The following is a 23,657-nucleotide window of genomic DNA, read 5'->3' on the forward strand; positions in this document are numbered from 1 at the left end:
CAAGGCGGGTCGGGCGGGTTTATGGGATTGTTCGATCGACCTTCGACATTTTGGCGAACCCGCCCCTACAGCCCTCACTATGAATCGAGCAGAATGATGCTTATTCTTTTGTTAGTAAATCGGGCAGCCACAACAAAATTAGTAACAGCAAGCTGAGGATAACTAAGCCAACGCTAAATATTGTAGTGTTACTCATGTCGGGGGCTTGCTGCATCAGGTGAACTGGCTGTATCGCATCCATATTTTCTGTAGGTTGGGATTGTTATATCTGTGATTTTGAAACTTAAAAGCAATCGCATACTCTGCGATTGCTTCGCGAATTTTATCCATTATCGAGCGGCTTTTGGCAATTACAATTTGCTCATTGCTGATTGCCGAAAGCGCGCGTCGCTGCTTCAATTAATTGCATGGACGGGCCCCGAAATTTGGGCCCTGGACCGCTGATTGTGAGAACAGGGATACCAGCAGCCTGAGCTCGATCGACAGCATCGGAACAGCCACCCGCGATCGCATCTAATTCCAAATTGTTCAATTCTTGATTAGTTGAGTTGTCCGGGGCGGATGCTGTGATTGCGGACGACTCGGATGGTAATTCTTGCCAAAATAGATTGTTGCTTTCCATCAGATGTTTTCTCCTGACATAATTAGTGAAATTTGCTTCCAAAAGCGATTGAAAGAACTCCTAGCAAAGTGGCCTGCTATCAAGCTTTTTTACCCACAAATCCGTTAGCTTTATAAATTCTCGGATCGAAGCCGCCAAAGTGGTCAAGTATCAGCCCTGTCCAGTTAAGATAATCATACTGAGCCATACCGCCTGCGATCGCATCTAATTCCGTATCATTCAATTCTTCAGCATCTGGATTGGCAGACAACTGTTGCGGCCGCACGCCAGAATCTTGCTCAACTTCTTGGGAAAACTGATTAGTGCTGTCCATCTGATTTCTCCTTTTGGCTTGGGTTTTGTATTACGAAAAAGATGAGCTACAGCCCTGGAGCAAGGAGACCTGCGATACCCCCTTCTACCATTTTTTCGCCGATTTCATCGAATTTTCCTGTGACAATAGCGCTCAAAAATCCGCTAAATACTCCTAGAACACCCCCCAATGGTCCTGCGCCGGCAACAGCTTCCAATTCACTGTCAGACAACTCACCTGAAGTATCTGACTGACTCTGATGCTGCGCTGCGATCGAATCCAGCCACTCTGAAACTTCTGTTGGCGAGAAACTGTAGCTTTTTTCTTTGCCAAGTTCCACAGTTTTATTCACTAAGCTTTCCCAATCTGCGATCGATCGAAACTGTAGCTGGAGTTCGGGATCTTGCGAGACTTCTTGAAAAAAATGATTGACGCTTTCAAATTCAAAAGACATGAGATTTGCTCCTGATTTAATTGTTAAGGAAGTTACTCCTTAATTGATTTTTTCCGGCTAGGCTATGGCTGACCTATGCGTAAATTTAGTTTAGAAAATTTCTTGGCTAAAGTAGCTAGCTCAAAGTAGAGTTTTGAACCTATAAAAACAACTGAGTTTTAACTCGCCTTTAGCTGAGGAGATTAGCTGAACTTTTGGCTAGGTATCGCAGAGCGCATACAAATATATACTGGTAACACTCTGTTTCAATCTAAAGCCTGCGTCCAATTCCTGAGTTTCTCTAAGCGATCGCCCCAACGCCCCAACACCCAACAAAAACCCCTCACACCGCCGATTCAATGCTAAAACAAGTTTAAACTCACACGGAGCCTTGACTCATGACCCACTTCGGCATTATCTGTCCCGCAGCCAACGGCCACCTCAACCCCATGACAACATTAGGCAGCGAACTGCTTCGCCGAGGTCATCGAGTCACCGTATTTAACCTTCTCGATGCTAAAACCACCACCTTAGCCAGCGGCTTAGAATTCCAGGCATTAGCTGAAAATGAATTTCCCGCAGGCTCAATGGCAGAAGGCTTGGCCCAACTGGGGAAACTCAGCGGACTCACAGCCTTTCGATATACTATCAAAGCATTCACAGAGATTTCGGCTGCTCTTCTGACAGAGGCTCCAACTGCCATTCAAAAAGCCGGTGTCGAAGCTTTGCTTGTAGACCAAGTTTCATTTGAAGGAGGAACAATTGCCGAAGTTCTCAACCTTCCTTTTGTCACTGTGTGCAGTGCCTTGATGGTAAATCGAGACCATAACATTCCTCCGTTTTGTACTCCTTGGCAATACAATCCAACTTTAGCAAACGGTCTCCGCAATCAAGTCAGCTATGAATTACTAAATCTGGCTGTCAAACCAATTCGAGATGTTATTGCCCAATATCGCAAAGAGTGGAAATTACCTCTGTACTCTCACCCGAATGATGGTTACTCTAAACTGGCTCAAATCAGCCAACAACCCGCTGAATTTGAGTTTCCCCGACAAAATTTACCCCCGCATTTCCATTTCACCGGCCCTTATCACAACCCAGCGACCCGCCAACCAGTGCCTTTTCCCTTTGAACAATTAACTGGCAAACCATTGATTTATGCTTCGATGGGAACTATTCAAAATCGCTTGCTAGATGTTTTTCAAACGATCGCCTCTGCGTGTGAAGGATTAGATGCCCAATTGGTAATATCTCTCGGAGGCGGTGCGACTCCCGAATCGCTGCCGCCCTTGCCGGGAAATCCGATCGTTGTTGGCTATGCACCGCAATTAGAATTGCTGCAAAAAGCTGCTCTGACGATTACTCACGCTGGGATGAATACGACTTTAGAATCGTTGAGCAATGGAGTCCCAATGGTAGCAATTCCTGTGGCGAATGACCAGCCGGGAGTGGCAGCGCGGATTGCTTGGACGGGTGTTGGTGAAGTGGTTCCTTTGAAGGAATTGAGCGTTTCTAAAGTCCGATCGGCAATTGGGAAAGTCCTAACCCAAGAGTCGTATAAACAAAGGGCGATCGAGATGCAAGGGGCGATCGGGCGATCGGGAGGAACTAAGCGCGCCGCGGATATTATCGAACAAGCTGTATTGACTGGGAAACCTGTCTTGGCTGGGAAATAATACTTTTTGGCGCTGATTTTAAGCTCCTAGAAAAGCAAAAATAAATTGTAGCCAAGAGGCGCGATCGCCCCAACCCCCCAACAAAAACCCCTCATACCGCCGATTAAATCCTAAAAAGGTTAAATTCACACGGAGCCTTTACTAATGACCCACTTCGGCATTCACTGTCCAGTAGACACCGGCCACCTCAACCCCATGACAACATTAGGCTGCGAACTGCTTCGCCGAGGCCATCGAGTCACCGTATTTAACTTCCTCGATGCTAAAGCCAAAACTCTAGCCACCGGATTAGAATTCCAGCCATTCGCTGAACAAGAGTTTCCCGTCGGCTGGTTTGCAGAAATCCTTAGCCAACGGGGAAAACTTAGTGGACTTGCGGCATTGCGACATACTTTTAAGGCAGTTGCGAAGACTTCGGATGCTATTCTCAGAGAGGCTCCGATGGCCATTAAAAAAGCTGGTGTAGAAGCTCTGCTTGTAGACCAAGTTTGTATCGAAGGAGGAACAATTGCAGAATTTATAAACATTCCTTTTATCACAGTTTGCAGTGCGTTACTATTAAATCGAGACCCCAACATTCCACCGATTTGTACCCTTTGGCAGTACGATCCGACTTGGAAAGGACGCTTACGGAATCAAGTCAGCTATCAGTTACTCAGTTTGCTTGCCAGACCGATTCGAGAAGGGATTTCTGAGTATCGCAGAAAGTGGAAATTACCTTTGCACTCCCACCCAAACGATTATTACTCGAAACTCGCTCAAATCACTCAGCAGTCGGCTGAATTAGAGTTTCCCCGACAAAATTTACCCCCGCATTTTCATTTCACCGGCCCTTATCACAATCCAGCCACTCGCAAACCAGTGCCTTTTCCTTTTGAACAATTAACCGGCAAACCATTGATTTATGCTTCGATGGGAACTATTCAAAATCGCTTGCTAGATGTTTTTCAAACGATCGCCTCTGCGTGTGAAGGATTAGATGCCCAATTGGTAATATCTCTCGGAGGTGGTGCGACTCCCGAATCGCTGCCGCCCTTGCCGGGAAATCCGATCGTTGTTGGTTATGCACCGCAATTAGAATTGCTGCAAAAAGCTGCTCTGACGATTACTCACGCTGGGATGAATACGACTTTAGAATCGTTGAGCAATGGAGTCCCAATGGTAGCAATTCCTGTGGCAAATGACCAGCCGGGAGTGGCAGCGCGGATTGCTTGGACGGGTGTTGGTGAAGTGGTTGCTTTGAAGGAATTGAGCGTTTCTAAAGTCCGATCGGCAATTGTGAAAGTCCTAACCCAAGAGTCGTACAAACAAAGGGCGATCGAGATGCAAGAGGCGATCGGGCGATCGGGAGGAGTCAAGCGCGCCGCGGATATTATCGAACAAGCTGTATTGACTGGGAAGCCTGTCTTGGCTTCTAAAATCTAAAATCTAAGATGTGGAGTCAAATCTAAAATCTAAAATCTAAAATCTAAAATCGACTGATGGCTCACGTACCTCTGGTGTGAGGAGCAAATTTATGCTATGTTCGACTGCAAAGTTGACCGCAGGCTAAATATGCTCACTTTTCCTGGCGTTGAAGTCACAGATCTCATCTACGAAAGCGCAAACTCCCTGGTTTACCGAGCATTCCGACAACCCGACAGTCTCCCCGTCGTCCTCAAAGTCCTCAAAGAAAATTATCCCACACCCCAAGAACTCGCCCGCTATCGCACAGAGTATAAAATTACACAATCTTTGAATCTGAGTGGCTGTATCAAAGCCTATGAGTTGCAGCCATATCAAAACACGCTGGTGATGTTTGTCGAGGATTTTGGCGGCGAATCCTTGAAAATTTGGATGCAGCAGCAAAAATTTAGTATTGCAGAATTCTTGCGAATTGCGATCGCCACCACAGAAAGTTTACAACAACTTCACAGCGCCCACATCATTCACAAAGACATTAACCCTTCAAATATTGTCTTCAATCTAGCTAGCGGCGAACTAAAAATTATCGATTTTGGCATTTCCACGCAGTTGACGCGCGAGAATTACACCATCAAAAATCCCAACATTTTAGAGGGAACTCTTGCTTATATGTCGCCGGAACAAACCGGCAGAATGAACCGCAGTCTAGATTACCGCACGGATTTTTATTCCCTGGGGGCTACCTTTTACGAACTGCTGACAAACAAATTGCCTTTTGAGACTCAGGATGTGCTGGAATTGGTACACAGTCATCTCGCTAAACAGCCGTTATCTCCTTCTCAGGTGAATCCCGAAATTCCGCAAATTATTTCCGATATTGTGATGAAGTTGATGGGAAAAAATGCTGAGGAGCGCTATCAAAGTGCGATCGGCATTAAAGCGGATTTAGAGAAATGTTTAAACCAACTGCACAGCAATAACAATATACCAGTTTTTCCACTAGGATGTCAAGATATTTCCGATCGGTTTCAAATTCCGCAAAAACTTTACGGCAGAGAGCGAGAAATTGATAGCTTACTAACAGCTTTTGAAACAGTCAGCAGTCACAGGCAAGATGCCACAAGCAGTCACAGGCAAGATGCCACAAGCAGTCACAGGCAAGATGCCTGTGCCACAAGTGGACATGGGGAAGATGCTACAAACGGACACGGGCAAAATACCAGTGCCGCAAGTTCAATGATGCTGATTTCGGGATATTCTGGCATCGGCAAATCAGCTTTGGTGCAAGAATTATACAAACCGATTACTCAACAGCGCGGTTATTTTATCTCCGGCAAATTTGACCAATATCAGCGCAATATTCCCTACAGCGCAATTGTCAACGCTTTTCAGGATTTAGCCAAACAACTGTTGACAGAAAGCGAAGCAAATCTCAATGAATGGCGGGAAAAACTCTTAGCAGCATTGGGAATCAACGGTCAAGTCATGATTGACGTGATTCCTGAAATTGAATTAATTATCGGCAAGCAACCCGCGCCGCCAGAATTGGGTGCGGCAGAAGCGGAAAACCGCTTTAATTTTGTGTTTCAAAACTTCATTAAAGTTTTTACCAAACCCGAACATCCTCTGACAATATTTATCGATGATTTGCAGTGGGCTGACGGGGCATCTCTGAAACTGATGCAACTGTTGATGAGCGCTTCGTCAACGGGACTGTTTTTAATTGGGGCTTATCGGGATAACGAAGTTTCTGCTGCTCATCCGTTAATGCTAACGATTGCAGAGATTGTCAAAAATGGGGCAAAAGTCGATCGCATTTTCCTGTCACCTTTGGATTTATCCTCTGTTACTCAACTGATTTCTGATGCCCTGAATTGCCAGGAAGCAAGAGTCAACTCCCTTGCCGAATTAGTGTTTTTCAAAACCGGCGGAAATCCTTTCTTTATGAATGAATTTCTCAAATCGCTTTATACAGAAGGACTGTTACAATTTGACTTTACTCCTCTGCCTCACCAGGGAGGGACACAAGGGGGTTGGCAGTGGGATTTAGAAGAAATTCAAGCGAGGAATTTCACTGATAATGTTGTCGAATTGATGGCTGGCAAAATTCAACAACTGCCCGATAATACGCAGGAAACGTTAAAGATAGCAGCCTGCATTGGCAATCAATTCGATCTGAAAATATTAGCCTCACTTTGCGAAAAATCTGTGGAACAAACGGCGGATGATTTGTACGCAGCCGTTGCTGAAAATTTAGTCGTGTTGCTGGGGAATATGGGAGATGTGGAATTAGAAATTGCAGGTAAATTACCCAGCAGCCAATCGCTAGAATACAAATTTGTTCATGACAGAATTCAGCAAGCTGCTTATTCGCTAATTGCCGATCGAGATAAGCCGATCGTCCACAGAAAAATCGGGAAAATGCTGCTGCAAAATACTCCAGAAGAGCGAAGAGAGGAAAAAATATTTGACATTGTTAATCAACTGAATTTCGGCAATGAATTAATTTCCGATCTGTCCGAAAAAGATGAACTGGCTGAGTTAAATCTGATTGCTGGCAATAAAGCCAAGGCATCAGCAGCTTTTCAGTCAGCTTTCAACTACCTGCAAACAGGCATAAATTTGCTGGGAGAAAACAGTTGGCTGGTGCAATACAACCTCAGCTTGCAATTGCATCAAGAAGCCGCAGAGATAGCTTACCTTTTGGGCGATTTCGAGCGCATGGAAAGTTTAGGTGCTGTTGTACTAAAAAATGCTAAAACAGTCCTCGGCAGAGCCAAAGTAATTGAGGTAAAAATGGCTACTCATGCTGCCAAAAATCAACTAGATATAGCAATTAATCTGGGTCTGGAATTTTTGAGGCAGTTGGGAGTCAAACTGCCCGCAAAGCCTAACAATCTAGATAGCATAATCGGATTGCTGGAAGTTAAGTTAACCCTAGCTGGGAAACGCATTGAGGATTTAGCCAATCTACCTCAAGGAAGCGATCCTGCTAAACAAGCTGCACTGCGTATCTTGTCATTTATGGCTACTGTCGCCTATGGCGTTGCCCCTCAACTGATGCCTTTAATTGTGTTTAAGCAGGTGATTTTATCTGTCAAGTATGGCAACTATCCTGAGTCTCTCCATGCTTATGCAGTTTATGGATTAATTTTGTGCGGAGTGGTGGGAGATATTGAAGGTGGTTATAAATTTGGTCAGCTAGCATTGAGGATGTTGGATCAATTTGGTAAGCCAGAATTAAAAACTAAAGTCCTTCTTCCATTTAATGACTTCATCCGTCATTGGAAAGCGCCAGCTAAAGAAACGTTGCCATCTTTGTTAGAGGCTTACAAAAGCGGATTGGAAACAGGACAAGTGGAAGAACGTGCTTGTGCGTCTCAAACTTACTGCGGTTATTCGTACCTCTTCGGCGCTGAATTGTCAGGGCTGGAAGGCGATATTGCTACTTATGGCGAGGCAATAGAACAATCAAAATATGACCCGATTATTTGGCAGATTAAACCTTTAAAGCAGTCGGTTTTTAATTTATTAGGTAAGTCGGAAAATCCCTGCTATTTAATTGGGGAAGCCTATGATGAGCGGACTGCGCTATCACTGTTAACGGAAGCTAACGATCGCACTTCGATTTTTGCCCTGCATTTTTATAAAATGATTCTCTGTTATTTATTCGGGCAATATGCTGAAGCGGTATCAAATGCAGCTTCCACCATGCAGTATGTACAGAGTGCTGCTGGAACTCTTCAAGTATCATACTGCTATTTTTATGAGTCGCTGGCTCAGCTTTCGTTCTATTCTAATGCTTCTTTTGAGGAGCGAAAGCACTGTTTAAAAACAGTCACGGCTAATCAGAAAAAAATGAAAAAATGGGCGCATCACGCCCCAATGAATCACTTGCACAAATTTAATTTAGTTGAGGCAGAAAGATATCGGGTTATTGGTAAAGATGCACGGGCGATCGACTGTTACGATCGCGCAATCTCCCTCGCCAAAGAAAACGAGTACATCCACGAAGCCGCCCTCGCTTACGAACTCGCAGCCAAGTTCTATTTATCCAGGGAGAAAGAACTAACAGCCAAAGCTTATATGCAGGAAGCTCGTTACTGCTATCAACTCTGGGGTGCGGCGGCTAAAGTCAAAGATTTAGAAACGCGATATCCGCAATTATTTACTATCGATCGACCTACAACTAAACCCATTTCAACTACTACATCAACTACGGGCAGCCGTTCTAGTGATTCCTTGGATATCGCTACAATCATGAAAGCTTCCGAGGCCATTTCTGGCGAAATTGTACAGGATAAGTTACTCTCCAGGTTGATGAAAAATTTGATTGAAAATGTCGGCGCTCAAAAAGGATATTTAATTTTAGAAAGCCAGGGAAAATTGCTGATTGAAGCTGAAGGTGCAATCAATGATGAACGGATAACAGTGTTGCAATCTGAGCCTGTTGAAAATTGCCCGGAACTTTCCGAAGCTATTATCAATTATGTCGCTCGAACTAAAGAAAATTTAGTGTTAAATGATGCCACTCGTGAAGGTAACTTTACGAATGACCCTTACATTAAAGCACGTCAGCCTAAATCTATTTTGTGTGCTGCTTTGATGAATCAAGGTCAACTCGCTGCTATTGTTTATCTCGAAAATAACCTCACCGCACAAGCTTTTACTCCCGATCGCCTGGAAGTATTACAATTGCTATCGGGACAAGCGGCGATCGCACTTACCAATGCTAAACTCTTCTCTGAAGTCAAGGAACGCGAAAGCCGGCTGACTCAATTTATCAATGCGATGCCGATTGGAGTAACAGTAATTGACAGCGCCGGACAAATTTCCTACGCAAATTCAACAGCTTCCCAACTCAGCGGCATCAATTATATACCCGAATTAAATTCCGCTCAATTTGCCGAAATCGGTCAAGCTTATTTAGCAGGAACTAACGAGTTATATCCCACCGCACAAATGCCAATAGTGCGTTCTTTGAGGGGTGAAACTGTCAAAGTAGATGATATGGAGTTCCACCGACCTGATAAAATTGTTTCCTTGGAAGTTTCCAGCACTCCAATTGTTGACGAAACAGGTAAAATTAATTATGCGATCGCCACATTTCAAGACATCACCGATCGCAAACAAGCCGAAAAAGTTTTAGCCGATTACAACCGCACTTTAGAACAGCAAGTGAGCGATCGCACTCTCGAACTCCAGCGAGAAATCATCGAGCGACAACGAGCCGAAGACGCAGCACAAGCAGCCAACCGAGCAAAAAGTACATTCCTCGCAAATATGAGCCACGAATTGCGGACTCCCCTCAATGCAATTCTGGGTTTTTCCCAACTGCTGAATCGTTCTTCTAACCTACTGCAAGAACAGCAAGAACACCTGAATATTATCACCCGCAGCGGAGAACATTTGCTCGAACTGATTAACCAAGTATTAGATTTGTCCAAAATAGAAGCTGGACGCGCGACGCTCAACCAGACAAATTTTGACCTCCACCGCCTGCTGGACGACATCGAAAATATGTTCCAACTTCCGGCACAAAATAAGGGATTGCAGTTATTAGTAGAGCGGATGGTAGGCGTTCCCCAATATGTGCGAACTGATGAAATAAAATTGCGCCAAATCTTGATTAACCTGATTTCTAACGCGATTAAATTCACCTCCGAAGGCGGCATTTATGTGAAAATTAAAAATTCCGAGCTTGCTCATCAAATCTACTTTGAGGTTGAAGACACGGGAGCGGGAATTGATGCTAGTGAATTAGACAAGATATTTGAAGCTTTTGTTCAAACCAAAACCGGGGAAGAATCGCAACAAGGGACAGGATTAGGTTTAACGATCGCACGTTCTTTTGTGCAGTTAATGGGCGGTGAAATGACAGTCAGTTCTCGTGCGGGATGCGGTACTATTTTCAAATTTGACATTAAAGTTAATTCAGTTGAAAGTGCCGATCGCCAACGGGAACAGCCCACCAGACGAGTTATGGCGATCGCCCCGAATCAACCCCGCTATCGAATTCTCGTTGCAGACGACGCTTTTGACAACCGCCAACTGCTAGTTAAACTGCTTTCCGCGATCGGTTTTGAAGTCTACGAAGCCAAAAATGGGAGAGAAGCAATAGAAAAGTGGGAGCAATATTCGCCGCACTTAATCTTTATGGATATGCGGATGCCGGTGATGGATGGGTATGAAGCAACCAAACAAATTAAAGAAGGCAACCACAGGGGGATTGCCCCTACGGAAAACGAGGATTTTGTAGGGGTAGTGCCCCCGTGCCTACCCCAGACAGCAATTATTGCCATAACAGCAAGTAGTTTTGAGGAAGAGAAAGCCGTTGTTCTTTCTACCGGGTGCGATGATTTTATTCGCAAACCATTTAGAGAAGCAAACATATTTGATGTTCTGCACAAACATATCGGAGTACAATTCGTTTTTGAAGAGCTAAATGCTGCCCCCACTTTCACAGAAAATGAAGTAAATGTATTGACAAAAACCGCTTTTTCTGAATTGCCTCCTGAGTTAGTAGCCAATCTCCAGCAAGCCATTAGCAATCTCGATTTAGAACAGATGCAAACAGTCATCAGTCAAATTCGCGAAATCAATCAGCCCTTAGCTAGGGCGAGCGCAGCTTGCATTAAAAATTTTCAGTACGAACAGTTGCTAAATTTAATACACACATTAAGGGATGAGACATGAAGAAAAACCTCAGTTTTACCCGCGAAGAAAGTATTTTAGTTATTGATGATTGTCCTGAAAACTTAAAACTTTTAAGCGGGATACTATCGGCCGCTGGGTATAAAGTTCACCTAGCTCCCAGTGGGAAATTAGCTCTTAACTTTATCAAGGCTAACTTACCAGACTTAATTTTACTCGATATTATGATGCCTCACATGGATGGCTATGAAGTCTGCGAGCAGCTCAAAGCTACTCCGAAAACTCAAGATATCCCAATAATTTTTATCAGCGCTTTGCAAGAAGTTTTCGATAAGGTAAAAGCATTTTCTCTGGGCGGAATAGACTACATTACAAAACCTTTTCAACAACAAGAAGTTTTAGTGCGGGTGGAAAATCAATTGCGTCTGAGAAGGATGTCTAAACAACTCATAGACCAAAATATTCTCGAAGAGCGCAACCGCATGGCGCGGGAAATTCACGACACTTTAGCGCAAACTTTTGCAGGCATTATCATACATTTGGGATCTGCTGAACGGGTAATAGCAGCGAATCCAGAACAAGCACAAGGACACATGAAAACAGTCTGCGAATTGGCTCGCTCTGGACTTGCTGAAGCACGGCGATCCGTAGAATCTTTGCGGCCGCAACTGTTAGAAGATGGCGACTTGTATAGCGCTCTCAACCAAATTGCCAAACAAATGTCATCAGATACTGATACGCAAACTATTGTTGAAGTGGTTGGCCCGGCATATTCTCTACCATTAGAGGTAGAAAATAATCTGTTGCGGATCGGGCAGGAAGCATTAACAAATACTTTCAAATATGCCAAAGCTACAGCGATCAAAATTGAGTTGGTTTACGAAACATCCAAGTTCCTTTTGCGGGTGCAAGACAACGGAGAGGGATTTGATACGGAAAGTCTCTGTTTTAGGAATGGCTTTGGTTTATTGGGAATGAGAGAACGGGCCGATCGCATTAACGCGCAGCTAACTGTAAACAGCCACCCCGGAGACGGAACAGAAGTTATAGTTTCAGTTAATCGCCAGTAAAGTAAGGTGCATATTTCGCACCATATAGCAATAATCAATAAGTAGTAAATTTTTTACCCCACCCCAACCCTCCCCGAACCCGCTGGGAGGGAGTAAGAAATTCACAAATGATTTAGGATGACTATACATAGTAAGTTTGTAGTGATAACTTCAGTTTTTTTGATAAAATTAACAGGGTAAACATGATTAACCAATCAAATATTATTCGCGTTTTAATTGCCGACGATCATTATATTGTGCGGCAAGGTTTAGTGGCGCTGCTGAATCATGAATCAGATGTTAAAGTTGTGGCGCAAGCAAGCAACGGGCAGGAAGCTGTGACAATGTTTCGCCAACATCAGCCCGATGTAACGCTGATGGATATGCGGATGCCCCAAATGGATGGAGTCGCCGCCATTGCTGCGATTTGTGCGGAGTTTCCCAGCGCCCGGATTGTGGTGCTGACGACTTATGACGGCGATGAAAACATCTATCGCGGATTGCAAGCTGGTGCTAAGGGCTATCTGCTTAAGGATGCGGAACCAAAGGAGCTTTTAGCAGCAATTCGGGCGGTTTTTGAGGGTAAAAAGTACATTCCGCTGGCAGTGGGTGTTAAGTTAGCCGATCGCCTGAGTGGGCCTGAATTGAGCGATCGCGAATTAGAAGTCATCCGCCTCATAGTCGCTGGTAAAAGCAACAGCGAGATTAGTGAAGTTCTGCACATCAGCGAAAGCACCGTCAAGTTTCACATCAACAATATTTTGAGCAAAATGGGAGTTAGCGATCGCACGCAGGCCGCGATTTCCGCCTTAAAACGGGGGATTGTCAGCCTGTAGTTGAACGATCGGTATTTTTTTTACTGATAAATATGACTATTATGACTGCAAATAATGATAAATAAGACCTTAAGTTTTATGTAAAAACTTTTTAGTAAGGCTAAGCTGGAACTCCTAGGACAAATTAGCCCTGCTCAAAAAAAATGCTTTATTCATTTTTGTCCAAATCTCAAGTCAAAGTCCGCGTTTTAAAACAGTTTGCAGCCGCTGTTTCGGCGTCTTTAGCACTTAGTGCAACAACCAGTTTGAAACCCTCGCCGGTATTAGCAGCTAGCAATATCCCCCCCGCAACTCAAACCTCGACTCAGTTAGTCGCCAAACCTAATTCTAGCTTGCAGCTAGGGCAGTTGCGTACCACTGTTCCCGTGCAGACAATGCAGCTCGATCCGGGCGGATTTATCCCGATCGCGATCGGCGGTATGATAATTATTCTGGTGCTGCCGCTATTTTTTGGCGGATTGGTAGTAATTGGCGATCGCGAAGTTGGCATTGTCAGTAAAAAGTTTAGCTTCGGCGGCAAGTCTTTACCGCCCGGAGACTTAATTGCCTTAAACGGAGAAGCTGGATATCAAGCTGATACTTTGCCCCCCGGTTGGCACTGGGGTTATTGGCCTTTGCAGTACAACGTTCGCAAAGAGTCTCTGACTGTAGTTCCCCAAGGTGAAATTGCCCTGATTATCGCCGCAGGTGGTAAGTCAATTCCACCGCAGCGCATCCTCGGCAAAATCACAGAATGCGACAACTTTCAAGATGCTCGCCAATTCCTCAAAGGCGGCGGCGAAAAAGGTAGACAACTCGGCATCTTGACTGGCGGTAGCTATCGAATTAATACAGCATTATTTACAGTAATTACAGCGGCAAATGCTGCCAAACACGGGATGACACCCGAACAATTAAAGCTGTACAAAATTGCCCCAGATAAAGTAGGAATCGTCACAACTTTTGACGGCATTCCAATTCAAGATGGCGAAATTGCCGGCCCGATTATTCCGAATCACGACAACTTCCAAAACGCGCAAAAATTTATCACTGCCGGCGGGCGGCGCGGCTTGCAGGAACAGGTTTTGCTTTCCGGTTCGTGGAACCTAAATCCTTGGTTTGTCGGGGTTGACCCAGTGGCGATGACCGAAATCCCGATCGGCTATGTCGGCGCGGTGATTTCTTATGTCGGCAAAACCTCAGAAGATGTGAGCGGCGCTGCTTTCACTCACGGAAATTTAGTAAATGTGGGCAATAAAGGGGTGTGGGTAACTCCCCTTTATCCGGGGAAACATCCGCTGAACACTCGCATTTTGAAAGTAGAGTTAGTGCCGACTACTAATATAGTATTGAATTGGTCTGGTAAAACAGAACGCCACAGTTACGATTCTAAACTTTCGTCTTTAACCGTGCGTTCTCAAGACGGTTTTGCCTTTGATTTAGAAGTAGCTCAGATTATTCACGTCGGCGCTTTGGATGCTCCAAAAGTCATCTCTCGCGTCGGTTCGATGCAGAATTTAGTAGACCACGTTTTGCAGCCGACAATTGGGAATTATTTCCGCAATTCGGCTCAAGCTTATTCTGTATTAGATTTTCTCTCCGCAAGAAGCGGCAGGCAAGCGGAAGCAGCCGAGTATATCAAAGCAGCTTTGCGTACCTACGACGTGCAGGCAATTGATACTTTAATCGGGGATATATTGCCGCCTGCAGAGTTGATGCAAACTCAAACCGATCGCAAAATTGCTGAGGAACAGTGCAAAACTTATGAGGTGCAGCAATTAGCACAAACTCAGCGGCAACAATTGGTGCGGGAAACGGCGCTGGCTGAGATTCAGCAAGAGATGGTGAAATCCGAACAAGGCGTGAAGATTTCTGAGTTGAAAGCCAATTCTCAGGTTAAACAAGCTCAAGGCGAAGCTGAGTCGATTCGGGTGAAGGGAAATGCTCAAGCTGAAGCTTATCGCGCGGGTGTTGTAGCTTTGGGAGGTTCGGGTTATACGGCTTTGCAGTTAATGCAAATTATAGGCGATCGCAAAGTGCGAGTTGTGCCGGATGTTGCGGTAACAGGCAACGGTAGCAGTGGGGGTTTAGTTGACGGTTTGCTGGGGATGATGATGTGGAATCAAACGAGCAAAAATGGAGAAAATGGCGGGGAGTTGCCGGTAGTTAAGTTACCGAAATCGGAACCTGCGGCCAAGTTACCAGTAGCCGAGGTAAATTCTGTTAAGCCGCCGGCATCTCGCGCTAATTCCCCTGTTGCGAATTCTGAGGCTGATATTGATTCGCTGTTTGATGAATTGCCGTTTGACGATCGATCTTTTAGTTAGGCTGTGAATTTTGTAATGATCACTGTAGGGGCGGGTTCACCAACCATCTGTGCCTAAAACAGATAATTTCATAAACCCGCCCCCACCCAACCGTAAATATTCATCTACCTTTTTCAAAATACAAGGGGAAGCATTGGAAATTCAAGCAGTTTTTTTGACTGGATGCAGTGGAAAGAAAACAGCAGGCGAGACACTGAAAAACTCTGCAAGTTTTTGTATGTGTTCAGTTGTAAGTTGACGCTTTTCATTGAGGATATCTGAGACAATAGACTCGGTTTTAAAAATAGGAACTAGGTCTTTTTGTCTCAGGTTAAATTCTTCGATTAAAGCTTTTAACAGTTCTACTCCGTAAATGTCAGGTATGGGTTCTCAAGTTTGCTCGTACTGATAAACAAGGGTTCCCAGTACGTTGAGGTAGTCGCGTTCGTCGGGAGTCAGTTCGCCTTTGTCCAACAGAGAGTCGATCTTTTTTTGAGTTGCAGTTAATTCCTATTCACCAGTTATGGGTCGGGGAGGAAATGTTTTGAGTAGTTCGATATAAGCGCTAGAGTTGTTCATGTAACTAGGCAATATTAAGCAAGTAATATTTGATCGTTTTAGTTGAATGATGTAATTGTTTAACCGCAGATTAACGCCGATTAACGCGGATATAATTTAGTTATTTATCCCTCATAACTCTTGAGGCAATTGATCGCGGTTGAAAACTTTGTACCGATCGCAGTACAATCGATCGATATTGCATCTGAGGAATCTCCCCATGTCAGAACAGTTTTCCACTGAGATTAGCGATCGCATCTGCACTCACATGAACGAAGACCATGCTAGTGCTGTGGTGCTATACGCTCAAGCATTTGGCGACCAACCGCAGGCAACGGAAGCTCAAATGCTCGCTATTGATGCCAACGGCATGGATTTAACCGCTAAAGTCAACGACGAAACAGTGCCTGTCAGAGTTAAATTCGATCGCACTTTAAAAGACGCCGAAGATGCTCACCACACTCTCATTGAAATGGTGAAACAAGCTCGAAAAGTTGCTAAGTAGTCACTTGCATACTAGGCTGTTATAATTTTAATGTTTGCAGTACGGAATTTAGTCCGCTTAAATAGTTGTTAAGGACTAACATCCTTACTACAAACCTTGAGTTTGGTTAAATCATTTTAACGACTAAAATCCTGACTGCGAACAAAATATTTAATAAAGTTGAATATACCTCTAAAATATCCACTAAAATGACAGAAAATAACCCAAAACCCAAAGAATTAGATATCGTCAAGGGCAGTAAAAATAACCATTTCGAGGCACTGGTAAAGCGGCTGGATTTGATGATTCGCGCCCGCTATTCGCTGCTGTACATTGTCGGCGCGGAGGAGGAACCTGTCGAAGCCGTAATTGCCCAAGTAGCGCTGCAAGTAACTCCCGCGCGCCGGGTGTTGTTCTGGGATCTCGTGCGGGGCTGGGAGGATAACGGTTCTGGGAAAGGTTCGGTAATGGCGGCGCTCGATCGCGTCAGCAAAACTGCTGTTGAAGAATATACCATATTTGTCCTGCGGGATTTGCACCCGATTTTGAAATATCCATACAGCGAAAAAAGCGCGGCGGTAGTGCGAGAATTGCGGAATTTAACGCGGGAATTGAAGCGCAGCAAAAAAACTATAGTTCTTACTTCTCACACGCTGGAATTGCCGGAGGAATTGAAAGAAGAAGTCACAGTAATTGATTTTCCTTTGCCCAACGTGCAAGAAATCGACAGTTTAATTTCCCACGTTGTCGAAAAGCCGCAACAGTTGCAAGTTAGCGGTTTAGCAAGGGAACAGTTGGTTAAAGCTTGTCAGGGTTTGAGTCGCGCTAGAATCGGGCGGGTTTTGGCTAAAGCTTTGGCCGCCAAACAGCAAATTAACGAGTCAGATATTGACGGAGTTTTGGAGGAAAAACAGCAAGCAATTCGCCAAACGGGCATTTTGGAGTTTTTCAACTCCAGAGAATCCCTAAAAAGTGTGGGCGGATTGGAGAATTTGAAGCAGTGGGTAAAGATGCGGCAAGATGCTTTTACTGACGAAGCGCGCCGCTACGGTATACCGAATCCGAAAGGAGTTTTGTTAGTAGGAATTCAAGGCACTGGCAAATCTTTATCTGCGAAAACTATTGCTTGCGAATGGCGTTTGCCGCTGCTGCGGTTGGATACTGGGAGATTGTTTGGCGGCGTGGTCGGGGAAAGCGAAAGCCGCGTCAGGCAAATGATACAATTAGCAGAGGCGATCGCACCTTGCGTTTTGTGGATCGATGAAATAGATAAAGCCTTCGGCAACATTATCAGCGGCAGCGACGGCGATTCGGGAACTTCGCGCCGGGTATTCGGCAGTTTGATTACTTGGATGCAGGAAAAAACCAGTCCGGTGTTTATTGTCGCAACTGCAAATAACGTCAGGATTTTGCCGGCAGAGTTGCTGAGAAAGGGCAGGTTTGATGAAATTTTCTTTTTGAATTTGCCCTCAGAATCGGAACGGCAAGATATTTTTAAAGTGCATTTGCAGCGTTTGCGGCCGACTAGATTGCGCGAGTTTGATTTGGGGGTTTTGGCGAAACGCGCTGAGAATTTTAGCGGTGCAGAAATCGAGCAAGTGGTAATAGATGGATTGTATCGAGCCTTTGGCACCTTTGTCAACGGGCAGCGCCGGGATTTGATGACCGAGGATATTTTGAGGTCGATCGAGGATACAGTACCTTTAGCTGCGATCGCGCGATCGCAAATTGAAGATTTGAAACGGTGGGCGGCGGAAGCGGGCGCGAGAACAGCTTCTAACGATACTCACTTAATTGATGAATTGAAACGCTACAGCCAGGGGCGAAGGGATGCGATCGACAATTAACTTAATTTGTAGGGTGCGTCAGTTCACGTCTAATTAATTCTAGGAAAAATTACATCTGACGCACCTTCCTAATCGCATGGCGCGTCACTTCATGGCTGATTAATTATCCCAAAAATCTCCAGTTATGACGCACCATACTACTACGAACCTAATTTAAAAACATCAGCAAGAATAGCAGTTTGCTCAACCATTCTCCCCGCATCCGGCGAATCGTAAACCACTAACAGCGAATTCTCCTTCCCCAAATATGGAAACAGGCTCAATCCCTCAGCATTGTCCGTACCAACCTTAAAAGGCAAGTCAAACAATACCTCCAAATCTCCCCCATCTTGCCCAGTAATACTGTCGCCCGATCGCCCTAAAATCCCCTTTAACCGAAAAAGCCTCATCGCCCCAGATAAAGTCATCGTCGGCCCGGCTAAAACCATCAAATCTTCCCCGTTCCAGCACAATTCTCGCACCCCCAAACCGTTCAGATCGACAAAATGTTTCTTGTACAATTTCCCTCCTTCCCCAATTTCCTTAAGCCTTAAAACTCCCGGTTCTGCCTCTTCAACTTCTATTTCTAAAATTATCGCCCAACCCCGCAGCACCGGCCCCCGCAAACCGAGCAAAATGCGATCGCCCCGCACCGCCAACCCTTCAATATCAAAGCCATTTTCTTTACTGGGAATCGGCACAGATAAATACAAGCCGAGGTGGCTGTCATCTTTGAGCGCGTCTGTCAGCAAATTACCCGTTTTTGTCCGCTGAAGACATCCCGCTTTCAGTTGGGTTTCGGGATTGTCTGAATGGGAAATTGACTCGCACAAAATTCCGTCTTTCATAGGAATGCGCGCCAGCAAATAGCGGTTGACATCAGTCTCGATTTGTGCTAATCTTTCAATGTCTTTGTCTGCGTCTTTGCCTTTAGCTTTCTTGCGTTTTGTGCTGTGAGAACCGACCAGCCAAAGATAATCCCTGCTGAAATCAATTCCTTCGATATCAATTTCGGATTCTCCAGATAGATGGATCAAATCTGCGATCGCAAATCTTTGATGTTTTCCAAAAATATGAGGCGCGACAGGCGACAAACGCTCGATCGAAGTCGTTTCATCGGAACCCAGCCACAAATGACCATCGGGAGTTAAAGCAACAGCGGATAAGTCTGTAATAATATCAGCGGCTTCGCTGTTGAATTGCAGCAGCAGCCGACCGAGCAAAAAAGATTCTGGCATAATTATTAGCACCAAAACTATTGTTACGGTCAGTCATTATATAGCCTTTTTTAGATAGATGAGGTACAAGTTTAGATTTTAGATTTTAGATTTTAGATTTTAGATTGGGGGATTGAGGAATTGTTAATTAATTAGTAAATACCTCATCTTTATGAGAAGCGCTATAGCTAAAGTTGCTTGAAACTCAGAGGTTGTACCATTCTCAATCAGGCTTTTATGGGCGGGCTCGCCTGCCAAACCCCTACTCCCCACAAGAAAGAAAATTAATCAGTTGTGAAACAGGCCGGAAAGCCTGTTGATGACAGAGGTGCAAAAAGAAAATTAATCAGTTGTGAAACAGGCCGGAAAGCCTGTTGATGACAGAGGTGCAAAAAGAAAATTAATCAGTTGTGAAACAGGCCGGAAAGCCTGTTGATGACAGAGGTGCAAAAAGAAAATTCATCAGTTGTGAAATAGGCCGGAAAGCCTGTTGATGACGCTTTGAGACAGAAGTTTTTCACCCCAGGCGGGCAAAATCGCAGTCGGCGGTCATTCTGCCGCAAACCGAACCTCCACAGACGGATAACACCCTAATTGAAGCATTAACATCGCCGTTACGTTTCGTTACGATAAGGAGACAGAGAGAAAAACCTCTCATTCGTAAAATCAGAGGTAGCCATTATGAACGGTACATTTCGCGTCGGCAGCCTGTTTGGGATTCCCTTCTTTGTCAACGCATCTTGGTTTTTAGTTCTGGGTTTAGTAACCTGGCAGTACGGCGGCGCACTAGCTGCCCTGTTTCCCGCATTGGGCCCCGTAGCGCCCTGGATGCTGGGATTATTCACAGCGTTACTGTTATTTGCTTCCGTCTTAGCCCACGAATTAGGACACAGTTGGGTAGCCATCAAACAGGGAATTGGCGTGAAATCAATTTCGCTATTTCTGTTTGGGGGACTGGCTAATTTGGAAAGAGAATCCAAAACCCCAGCCGAAGCATTTTGGGTAGCAATTGCAGGCCCGTTGGTTAGCTTATTTTTATCCGGTTTGTTAACAGCGATCGGCATCGGTGCTGGTCTCACAGGCCCCGCAGCCGCCATCGTCGGACTTTTAGCTTCCATCAACTTAGTTTTAGCCTTATTTAACTTAATTCCCGGTTTGCCCCTCGACGGCGGCAACATTCTCAAAGCAATCGTCTGGAAAATTACTGGCAACCCTTACAAAGGTGTAATTTTTGCTAGCCGCGTCGGTCAAATAATTGGTTGGATTGCCATTGCTACAGGCATATTCGGCAATATTTGGAATCTAGTAATCGGTTGGTTCTTACTGCAAAATGCCGGTCAATCTGCCCAATATGCCACAGTCCAAAATCAACTGGCAGGATTGACAGCCGCAGATGCTGTTACCCCCGAAAGTCCGATCGTCTTCCAAGACTTGTCCCTCAGAGAATTTGCCAACAACCACGTGATCGGTAAGACTCAAACCTGGCGCAGGTTCCTAGTTACTGATGATGCGGGACAATTGGTAGGGGCGATCGACCTTGATGACCTCAAAACCATTCCTACCGGACGCTGGCCCGAAGTTTTAGTGAAAGAACTCGTCAAGCCGATCGAATTTTCTACAACCGTCAAACCAGAATTGTCCCTCCTCGAAGTCGTCACCCTGCTAGAACAACTCAAAGTACAAGAACTCCCCGTCATTCGCGAAAACGGTGTCCTCGTCGGACTTGTAGAAAAAGCTGAAATTGCCCGCCTGCTACAAAGACGAGCCGAAGCGAACCCTGCTTGATATCCTCAGATACTTGACAAATAACAGTTAACCCCCTCGATTTCTCCTTACCCAAAGGGCGATCGGGGGGGTTCACTCTAGCTTCAAAAAATTTAAGTCAAACACTCAATGATTAGCTGCAAATCAAGCATGGCAATTATACAGCATATTCCATGTAGATGTAGATCGCGATCGACCGGGTTTCGAGCAACAGAATCAGTAGCAGAGGCGAGAACTGTCAAGAAACGGGCGTGAGAGCGGGGTGTACTTCATCAAGCGGGAATAACGCTGTAATATTGTATTGAGCGTCTGAGCGAGGAAGTTATGCCATCTCAGGACTATTGTCGCAGCAGCTCCACCAAGCAAAGTAAAATTGTAGTCTGGGTATTTCTGTTAGTTTCTTTCAGAAAATCGGATTTGGGAACTGCGATCGCATTTGTTGCCAGAGGAACTTCTCTCCCCGAGGCTGCGGCCTTTCTAACTGTAAGTTTAATTCAGCACGGTCGATCGCTTCAGCATTAAGTTGATTTACCCACTGGGTATGTTCGAGAAAAGAAGTCAGCTTTTCTTCAACTCTCTTCCCCGTCTCCGCGATCGATTTCTGGGCGAGCTCTTGGACTGCTCTTTCTCCGTTGCGAAAGGACAGATACCCGACAATCCCAACTGCTGCGACGATTTGCAACACAAAAGAGGTCACTAGAAGGCGACGCAGGGGGATTTTTATTTGGTGTTGAGAAGTTTTGCTCGCGAATCGGGGCAACGGCATAGGCTGATGACTAATTGCTCCCTAACACTTTAACTGTTCCAGCCTGTAATTTCACTTAGGGGCGATCGAGGTGTTTCCTTGTCCTCAAAGCCCCTCCCCCACAGACACAAATCAGCAGCAAGCACAAGAATTCTACAATTTTAGATTTTAGATTAAAGATTAAATAATTGGGGATGAATGAGGAAGCTCGTGCTTTGGAGCTTGCCGACAGTTGCATTTTTTTTAACTGGTATTACGCACTCTTGGCTGAGAATACCTCCGCCATTTTCTTGCTTTGTTCGGTTTCGTAGCTCAACCTAACCTGCTTCTTGCCTGGAACCTCGACCATCGAAACTCAACATTCATCCGTTAAATCCGCTATACAATCCCTTGGTTAACATCCATTCGTTACATCCGTTACATCCGGTACACCATCCGTTGCCGAACTTCTCTTGAACAGCTACGCGGAAAATCCCCCGCTTGTCCAAATGGATATAGCGAGGGGCGAGAATAGGTATTCTCGGAAAATATAAATTAGTGGCAGTGGCTTTTGTCCAGCCATTGCCATCTATAGAAGCCATACTGTTTTAGGCTCACAGAAAGATTTTAGAGCCAACTCTCTGCTTGCAGTCAATGCTTGAAGTCAAACCAACAAGTTCAAGCAAGAAGTCAAAGCACGTCGTAAAAGCCTAGGATTCTTCTTCTTCTCGATCGATTTGGCGCAGGTGAATGTGCTTGCGTCCCAGAGAGATTTCAAATTCATCTCCCGGCTGGAGTTCCATCTGTTTGGTGTAGGCAGCTCCAATCAGTAAGTTGCCGTTAGATTGAACGCTAATCCGATAGCTGGCCGAGCGTCCGCCGCGTCCGTTGCCGTTTTGCTTCCCGTCTAGCTGAATGCCTTCTGCATCAATCAGCGCATTCAGGAATTTCATCATGTTGACCCGTTCTACGCCGTTCTTGGTAACGGTATAGTAGCCACAGGCTCTAGCTTTTTCTTCCTTGGTAAGGTTCTCTAGGTCTTTGACCTTTTTGATCAGATCTTCGCCTTCAAGGGGTTCGATATTTTTCTTTTTAGCCATTTACTGAGTCCTGAAATATTCAACTGGTGTACGGATTTTTTCTCGGTTGGTTTTTGGTTGGACCAAGAAACTTTAGCTTTATAGCTGGTCGTAAAACCATATTACACCGATCGGCTCAATTGTTAACCACTATTATCTAAATATTTTTAACAACCTGCTGTCTTTCTTGAGGAGTAGCGGAGGCCGGTGCGAGCAATCTCTAAACTCGGTAGCATAAGCTATCAGCTATCAGCTAGCTGAATATTTGCCCCGCTCTTAAAATCCCATGAAGTTAACCACACGCGGACACTACAGTGTCAAAGCATTACTGGATCTAAGTTTGCAACCTCGCTTTGGGCCGACATCGGTGAAATCGATAGCGAAGCGACAGGAGTTACCGGCTCCGTATCTAGAAAAATTGCTGATTGAAATGCGACGAGCCGGTTTAGTCCAATCAGTTCGGGGTGCCCAAGGAGGATATCAATTGGCCCGCCAGCCCGCTCAAATCTCTTTAGGACAAATCTTAGAGGCTGTAGGTGAAACTATTGAACCTTTACCTCGACATTTTCCCGACGCGACGCAAGCAGAGGACTGGGTAACATTCAGTTTGTGGAACCGATTGCACAAAAAACTTGCCGAAGCGCTGTACGGTATTTCCCTCGAAGACTTATACTATGATGTCCGCAGTTGGCAAGCGGCTCTTGGGGAAGAAACTAGCTTTATCATTTAAATGGTAAGTTCATTCATTCGATCG

At 45.1% G+C, this 23,657-nt stretch carries 19 protein-coding genes; 10 read left to right on the forward strand and 9 right to left on the reverse strand.

What is annotated here, in order from left to right:
* Positions 1 to 100 precede the first annotated feature (100 nt).
* The 4 genes from OSC7112_RS40340 to OSC7112_RS29705 form a co-directional block, all read right to left on the reverse strand.
* Positions 101 to 241, reverse strand: a complete 141-nt coding sequence (locus OSC7112_RS40340; protein WP_015179378.1) for a hypothetical protein — start codon at positions 239 to 241, stop codon at positions 101 to 103.
* Between the two features lie 120 nt (positions 242 to 361).
* Positions 362 to 622 carry a hypothetical protein gene (locus tag OSC7112_RS29695; RefSeq protein WP_015179379.1) on the reverse strand — a complete coding sequence of 87 codons (261 nt, stop codon included), beginning with the start codon at positions 620 to 622 and terminating at the stop codon, positions 362 to 364.
* Positions 623 to 701: 79 nt separating this feature from the next.
* Positions 702 to 935, reverse strand: coding sequence for a hypothetical protein (locus OSC7112_RS29700; RefSeq protein ID WP_015179380.1), 234 nt, complete (start codon positions 933 to 935; stop codon positions 702 to 704).
* Between the two features lie 46 nt (positions 936 to 981).
* Positions 982 to 1,368, reverse strand: coding sequence for a Nif11-like leader peptide family natural product precursor (locus OSC7112_RS29705; protein WP_015179381.1), 387 nt, complete (start codon positions 1,366 to 1,368; stop codon positions 982 to 984).
* Between the two features lie 377 nt (positions 1,369 to 1,745).
* Here OSC7112_RS29705 and OSC7112_RS29710 point away from each other — a divergent pair, with 377 nt between their 5' ends.
* The 6 genes from OSC7112_RS29710 to OSC7112_RS29735 all read left to right on the forward strand — a co-directional run bounded on the left by OSC7112_RS29710 (position 1,746) and on the right by OSC7112_RS29735 (position 15,272).
* Positions 1,746 to 3,023, forward strand: coding sequence for a glycosyltransferase (locus OSC7112_RS29710; protein ID WP_015179382.1), 1,278 nt, complete (start codon positions 1,746 to 1,748; stop codon positions 3,021 to 3,023).
* A gap of 144 nt (positions 3,024 to 3,167) precedes the next feature.
* Positions 3,168 to 4,448, forward strand: coding sequence for a glycosyltransferase (locus OSC7112_RS29715; RefSeq protein WP_015179383.1), 1,281 nt, complete (start codon positions 3,168 to 3,170; stop codon positions 4,446 to 4,448).
* Positions 4,449 to 4,577: 129 nt separating this feature from the next.
* Positions 4,578 to 11,123: an AAA family ATPase gene (locus OSC7112_RS29720; protein ID WP_041623640.1), complete on the forward strand. Its 6,546-nt coding sequence runs from the start codon at positions 4,578 to 4,580 to the stop codon at positions 11,121 to 11,123.
* Complete coding sequence (locus tag OSC7112_RS29725; protein ID WP_015179385.1) at positions 11,120 to 12,151, forward strand: ATP-binding response regulator; 1,032 nt, start codon at positions 11,120 to 11,122, stop codon at positions 12,149 to 12,151. The genes OSC7112_RS29720 and OSC7112_RS29725 overlap by 4 nt, the downstream gene beginning before the upstream one ends.
* Before the next feature lie 182 nt (positions 12,152 to 12,333).
* Positions 12,334 to 12,966 (forward strand): response regulator, encoded by a 633-nt coding sequence (locus OSC7112_RS29730; RefSeq protein ID WP_015179386.1) that lies wholly within the window; start codon positions 12,334 to 12,336, stop codon positions 12,964 to 12,966.
* Between the two features lie 143 nt (positions 12,967 to 13,109).
* Entirely contained in the window at positions 13,110 to 15,272 is a 2,163-nt protein-coding gene (locus OSC7112_RS29735) for an SPFH domain-containing protein (protein ID WP_015179387.1), read from the forward strand.
* 141 nt (positions 15,273 to 15,413) lie between these two features.
* Here OSC7112_RS29735 and OSC7112_RS42490 read toward each other — a convergent pair whose 3' ends face one another.
* Positions 15,414 to 15,635: a helix-turn-helix domain-containing protein gene (locus tag OSC7112_RS42490; protein WP_339374336.1), complete on the reverse strand. Its 222-nt coding sequence runs from the start codon at positions 15,633 to 15,635 to the stop codon at positions 15,414 to 15,416.
* A 394-nt stretch (positions 15,636 to 16,029) separates the two neighbouring features.
* Here OSC7112_RS42490 and OSC7112_RS29740 point away from each other — a divergent pair, with 394 nt between their 5' ends.
* A complete protein-coding gene (locus OSC7112_RS29740) occupies positions 16,030 to 16,314 on the forward strand; it encodes a DUF2470 domain-containing protein (protein ID WP_015179388.1) in 285 nt (94 codons plus the stop codon).
* A gap of 188 nt (positions 16,315 to 16,502) precedes the next feature.
* Positions 16,503 to 18,140 (forward strand): Ycf46 family AAA ATPase, encoded by a 1,638-nt coding sequence (locus OSC7112_RS29745; RefSeq protein WP_015179389.1) that lies wholly within the window; start codon positions 16,503 to 16,505, stop codon positions 18,138 to 18,140.
* Positions 18,141 to 18,280: 140 nt separating this feature from the next.
* Here the strand turns inward: OSC7112_RS29745 and OSC7112_RS29750 are convergent, their stop codons facing one another.
* Positions 18,281 to 19,357, reverse strand: a complete 1,077-nt coding sequence (locus OSC7112_RS29750; protein WP_015179390.1) for a DUF3616 domain-containing protein — start codon at positions 19,355 to 19,357, stop codon at positions 18,281 to 18,283.
* Between the two features lie 660 nt (positions 19,358 to 20,017).
* Between OSC7112_RS29750 and OSC7112_RS29755 the strand changes: the two genes are divergently transcribed.
* Complete coding sequence (locus OSC7112_RS29755; protein WP_015179391.1) at positions 20,018 to 21,121, forward strand: site-2 protease family protein; 1,104 nt, start codon at positions 20,018 to 20,020, stop codon at positions 21,119 to 21,121.
* A 382-nt stretch (positions 21,122 to 21,503) separates the two neighbouring features.
* Here the strand turns inward: OSC7112_RS29755 and OSC7112_RS29760 are convergent, their stop codons facing one another.
* The 3 genes from OSC7112_RS29760 to OSC7112_RS29770 all read right to left on the reverse strand — a co-directional run bounded on the left by OSC7112_RS29760 (position 21,504) and on the right by OSC7112_RS29770 (position 22,924).
* Positions 21,504 to 21,785: a hypothetical protein gene (locus OSC7112_RS29760; protein WP_150111632.1), complete on the reverse strand. Its 282-nt coding sequence runs from the start codon at positions 21,783 to 21,785 to the stop codon at positions 21,504 to 21,506.
* A gap of 422 nt (positions 21,786 to 22,207) precedes the next feature.
* Positions 22,208 to 22,426 carry a hypothetical protein gene (locus OSC7112_RS29765; RefSeq protein ID WP_015179393.1) on the reverse strand — a complete coding sequence of 73 codons (219 nt, stop codon included), beginning with the start codon at positions 22,424 to 22,426 and terminating at the stop codon, positions 22,208 to 22,210.
* 108 nt (positions 22,427 to 22,534) lie between these two features.
* Positions 22,535 to 22,924, reverse strand: coding sequence for an AbrB/MazE/SpoVT family DNA-binding domain-containing protein (locus OSC7112_RS29770; protein ID WP_015179394.1), 390 nt, complete (start codon positions 22,922 to 22,924; stop codon positions 22,535 to 22,537).
* Between the two features lie 265 nt (positions 22,925 to 23,189).
* On the opposite strand from OSC7112_RS29770, the gene OSC7112_RS29775 reads away from it, so the two are divergent.
* Positions 23,190 to 23,633, forward strand: a complete 444-nt coding sequence (locus tag OSC7112_RS29775; protein ID WP_015179395.1) for an Rrf2 family transcriptional regulator — start codon at positions 23,190 to 23,192, stop codon at positions 23,631 to 23,633.
* The last annotated feature ends 24 nt before the right edge of the window (positions 23,634 to 23,657 follow it).

Origin of the sequence: Oscillatoria nigro-viridis PCC 7112 (genome assembly GCF_000317475.1) — a bacterium.
GTDB classification, from domain to species: Bacteria; Cyanobacteriota; Cyanobacteriia; order Cyanobacteriales; family Microcoleaceae; genus Microcoleus; species Microcoleus nigroviridis.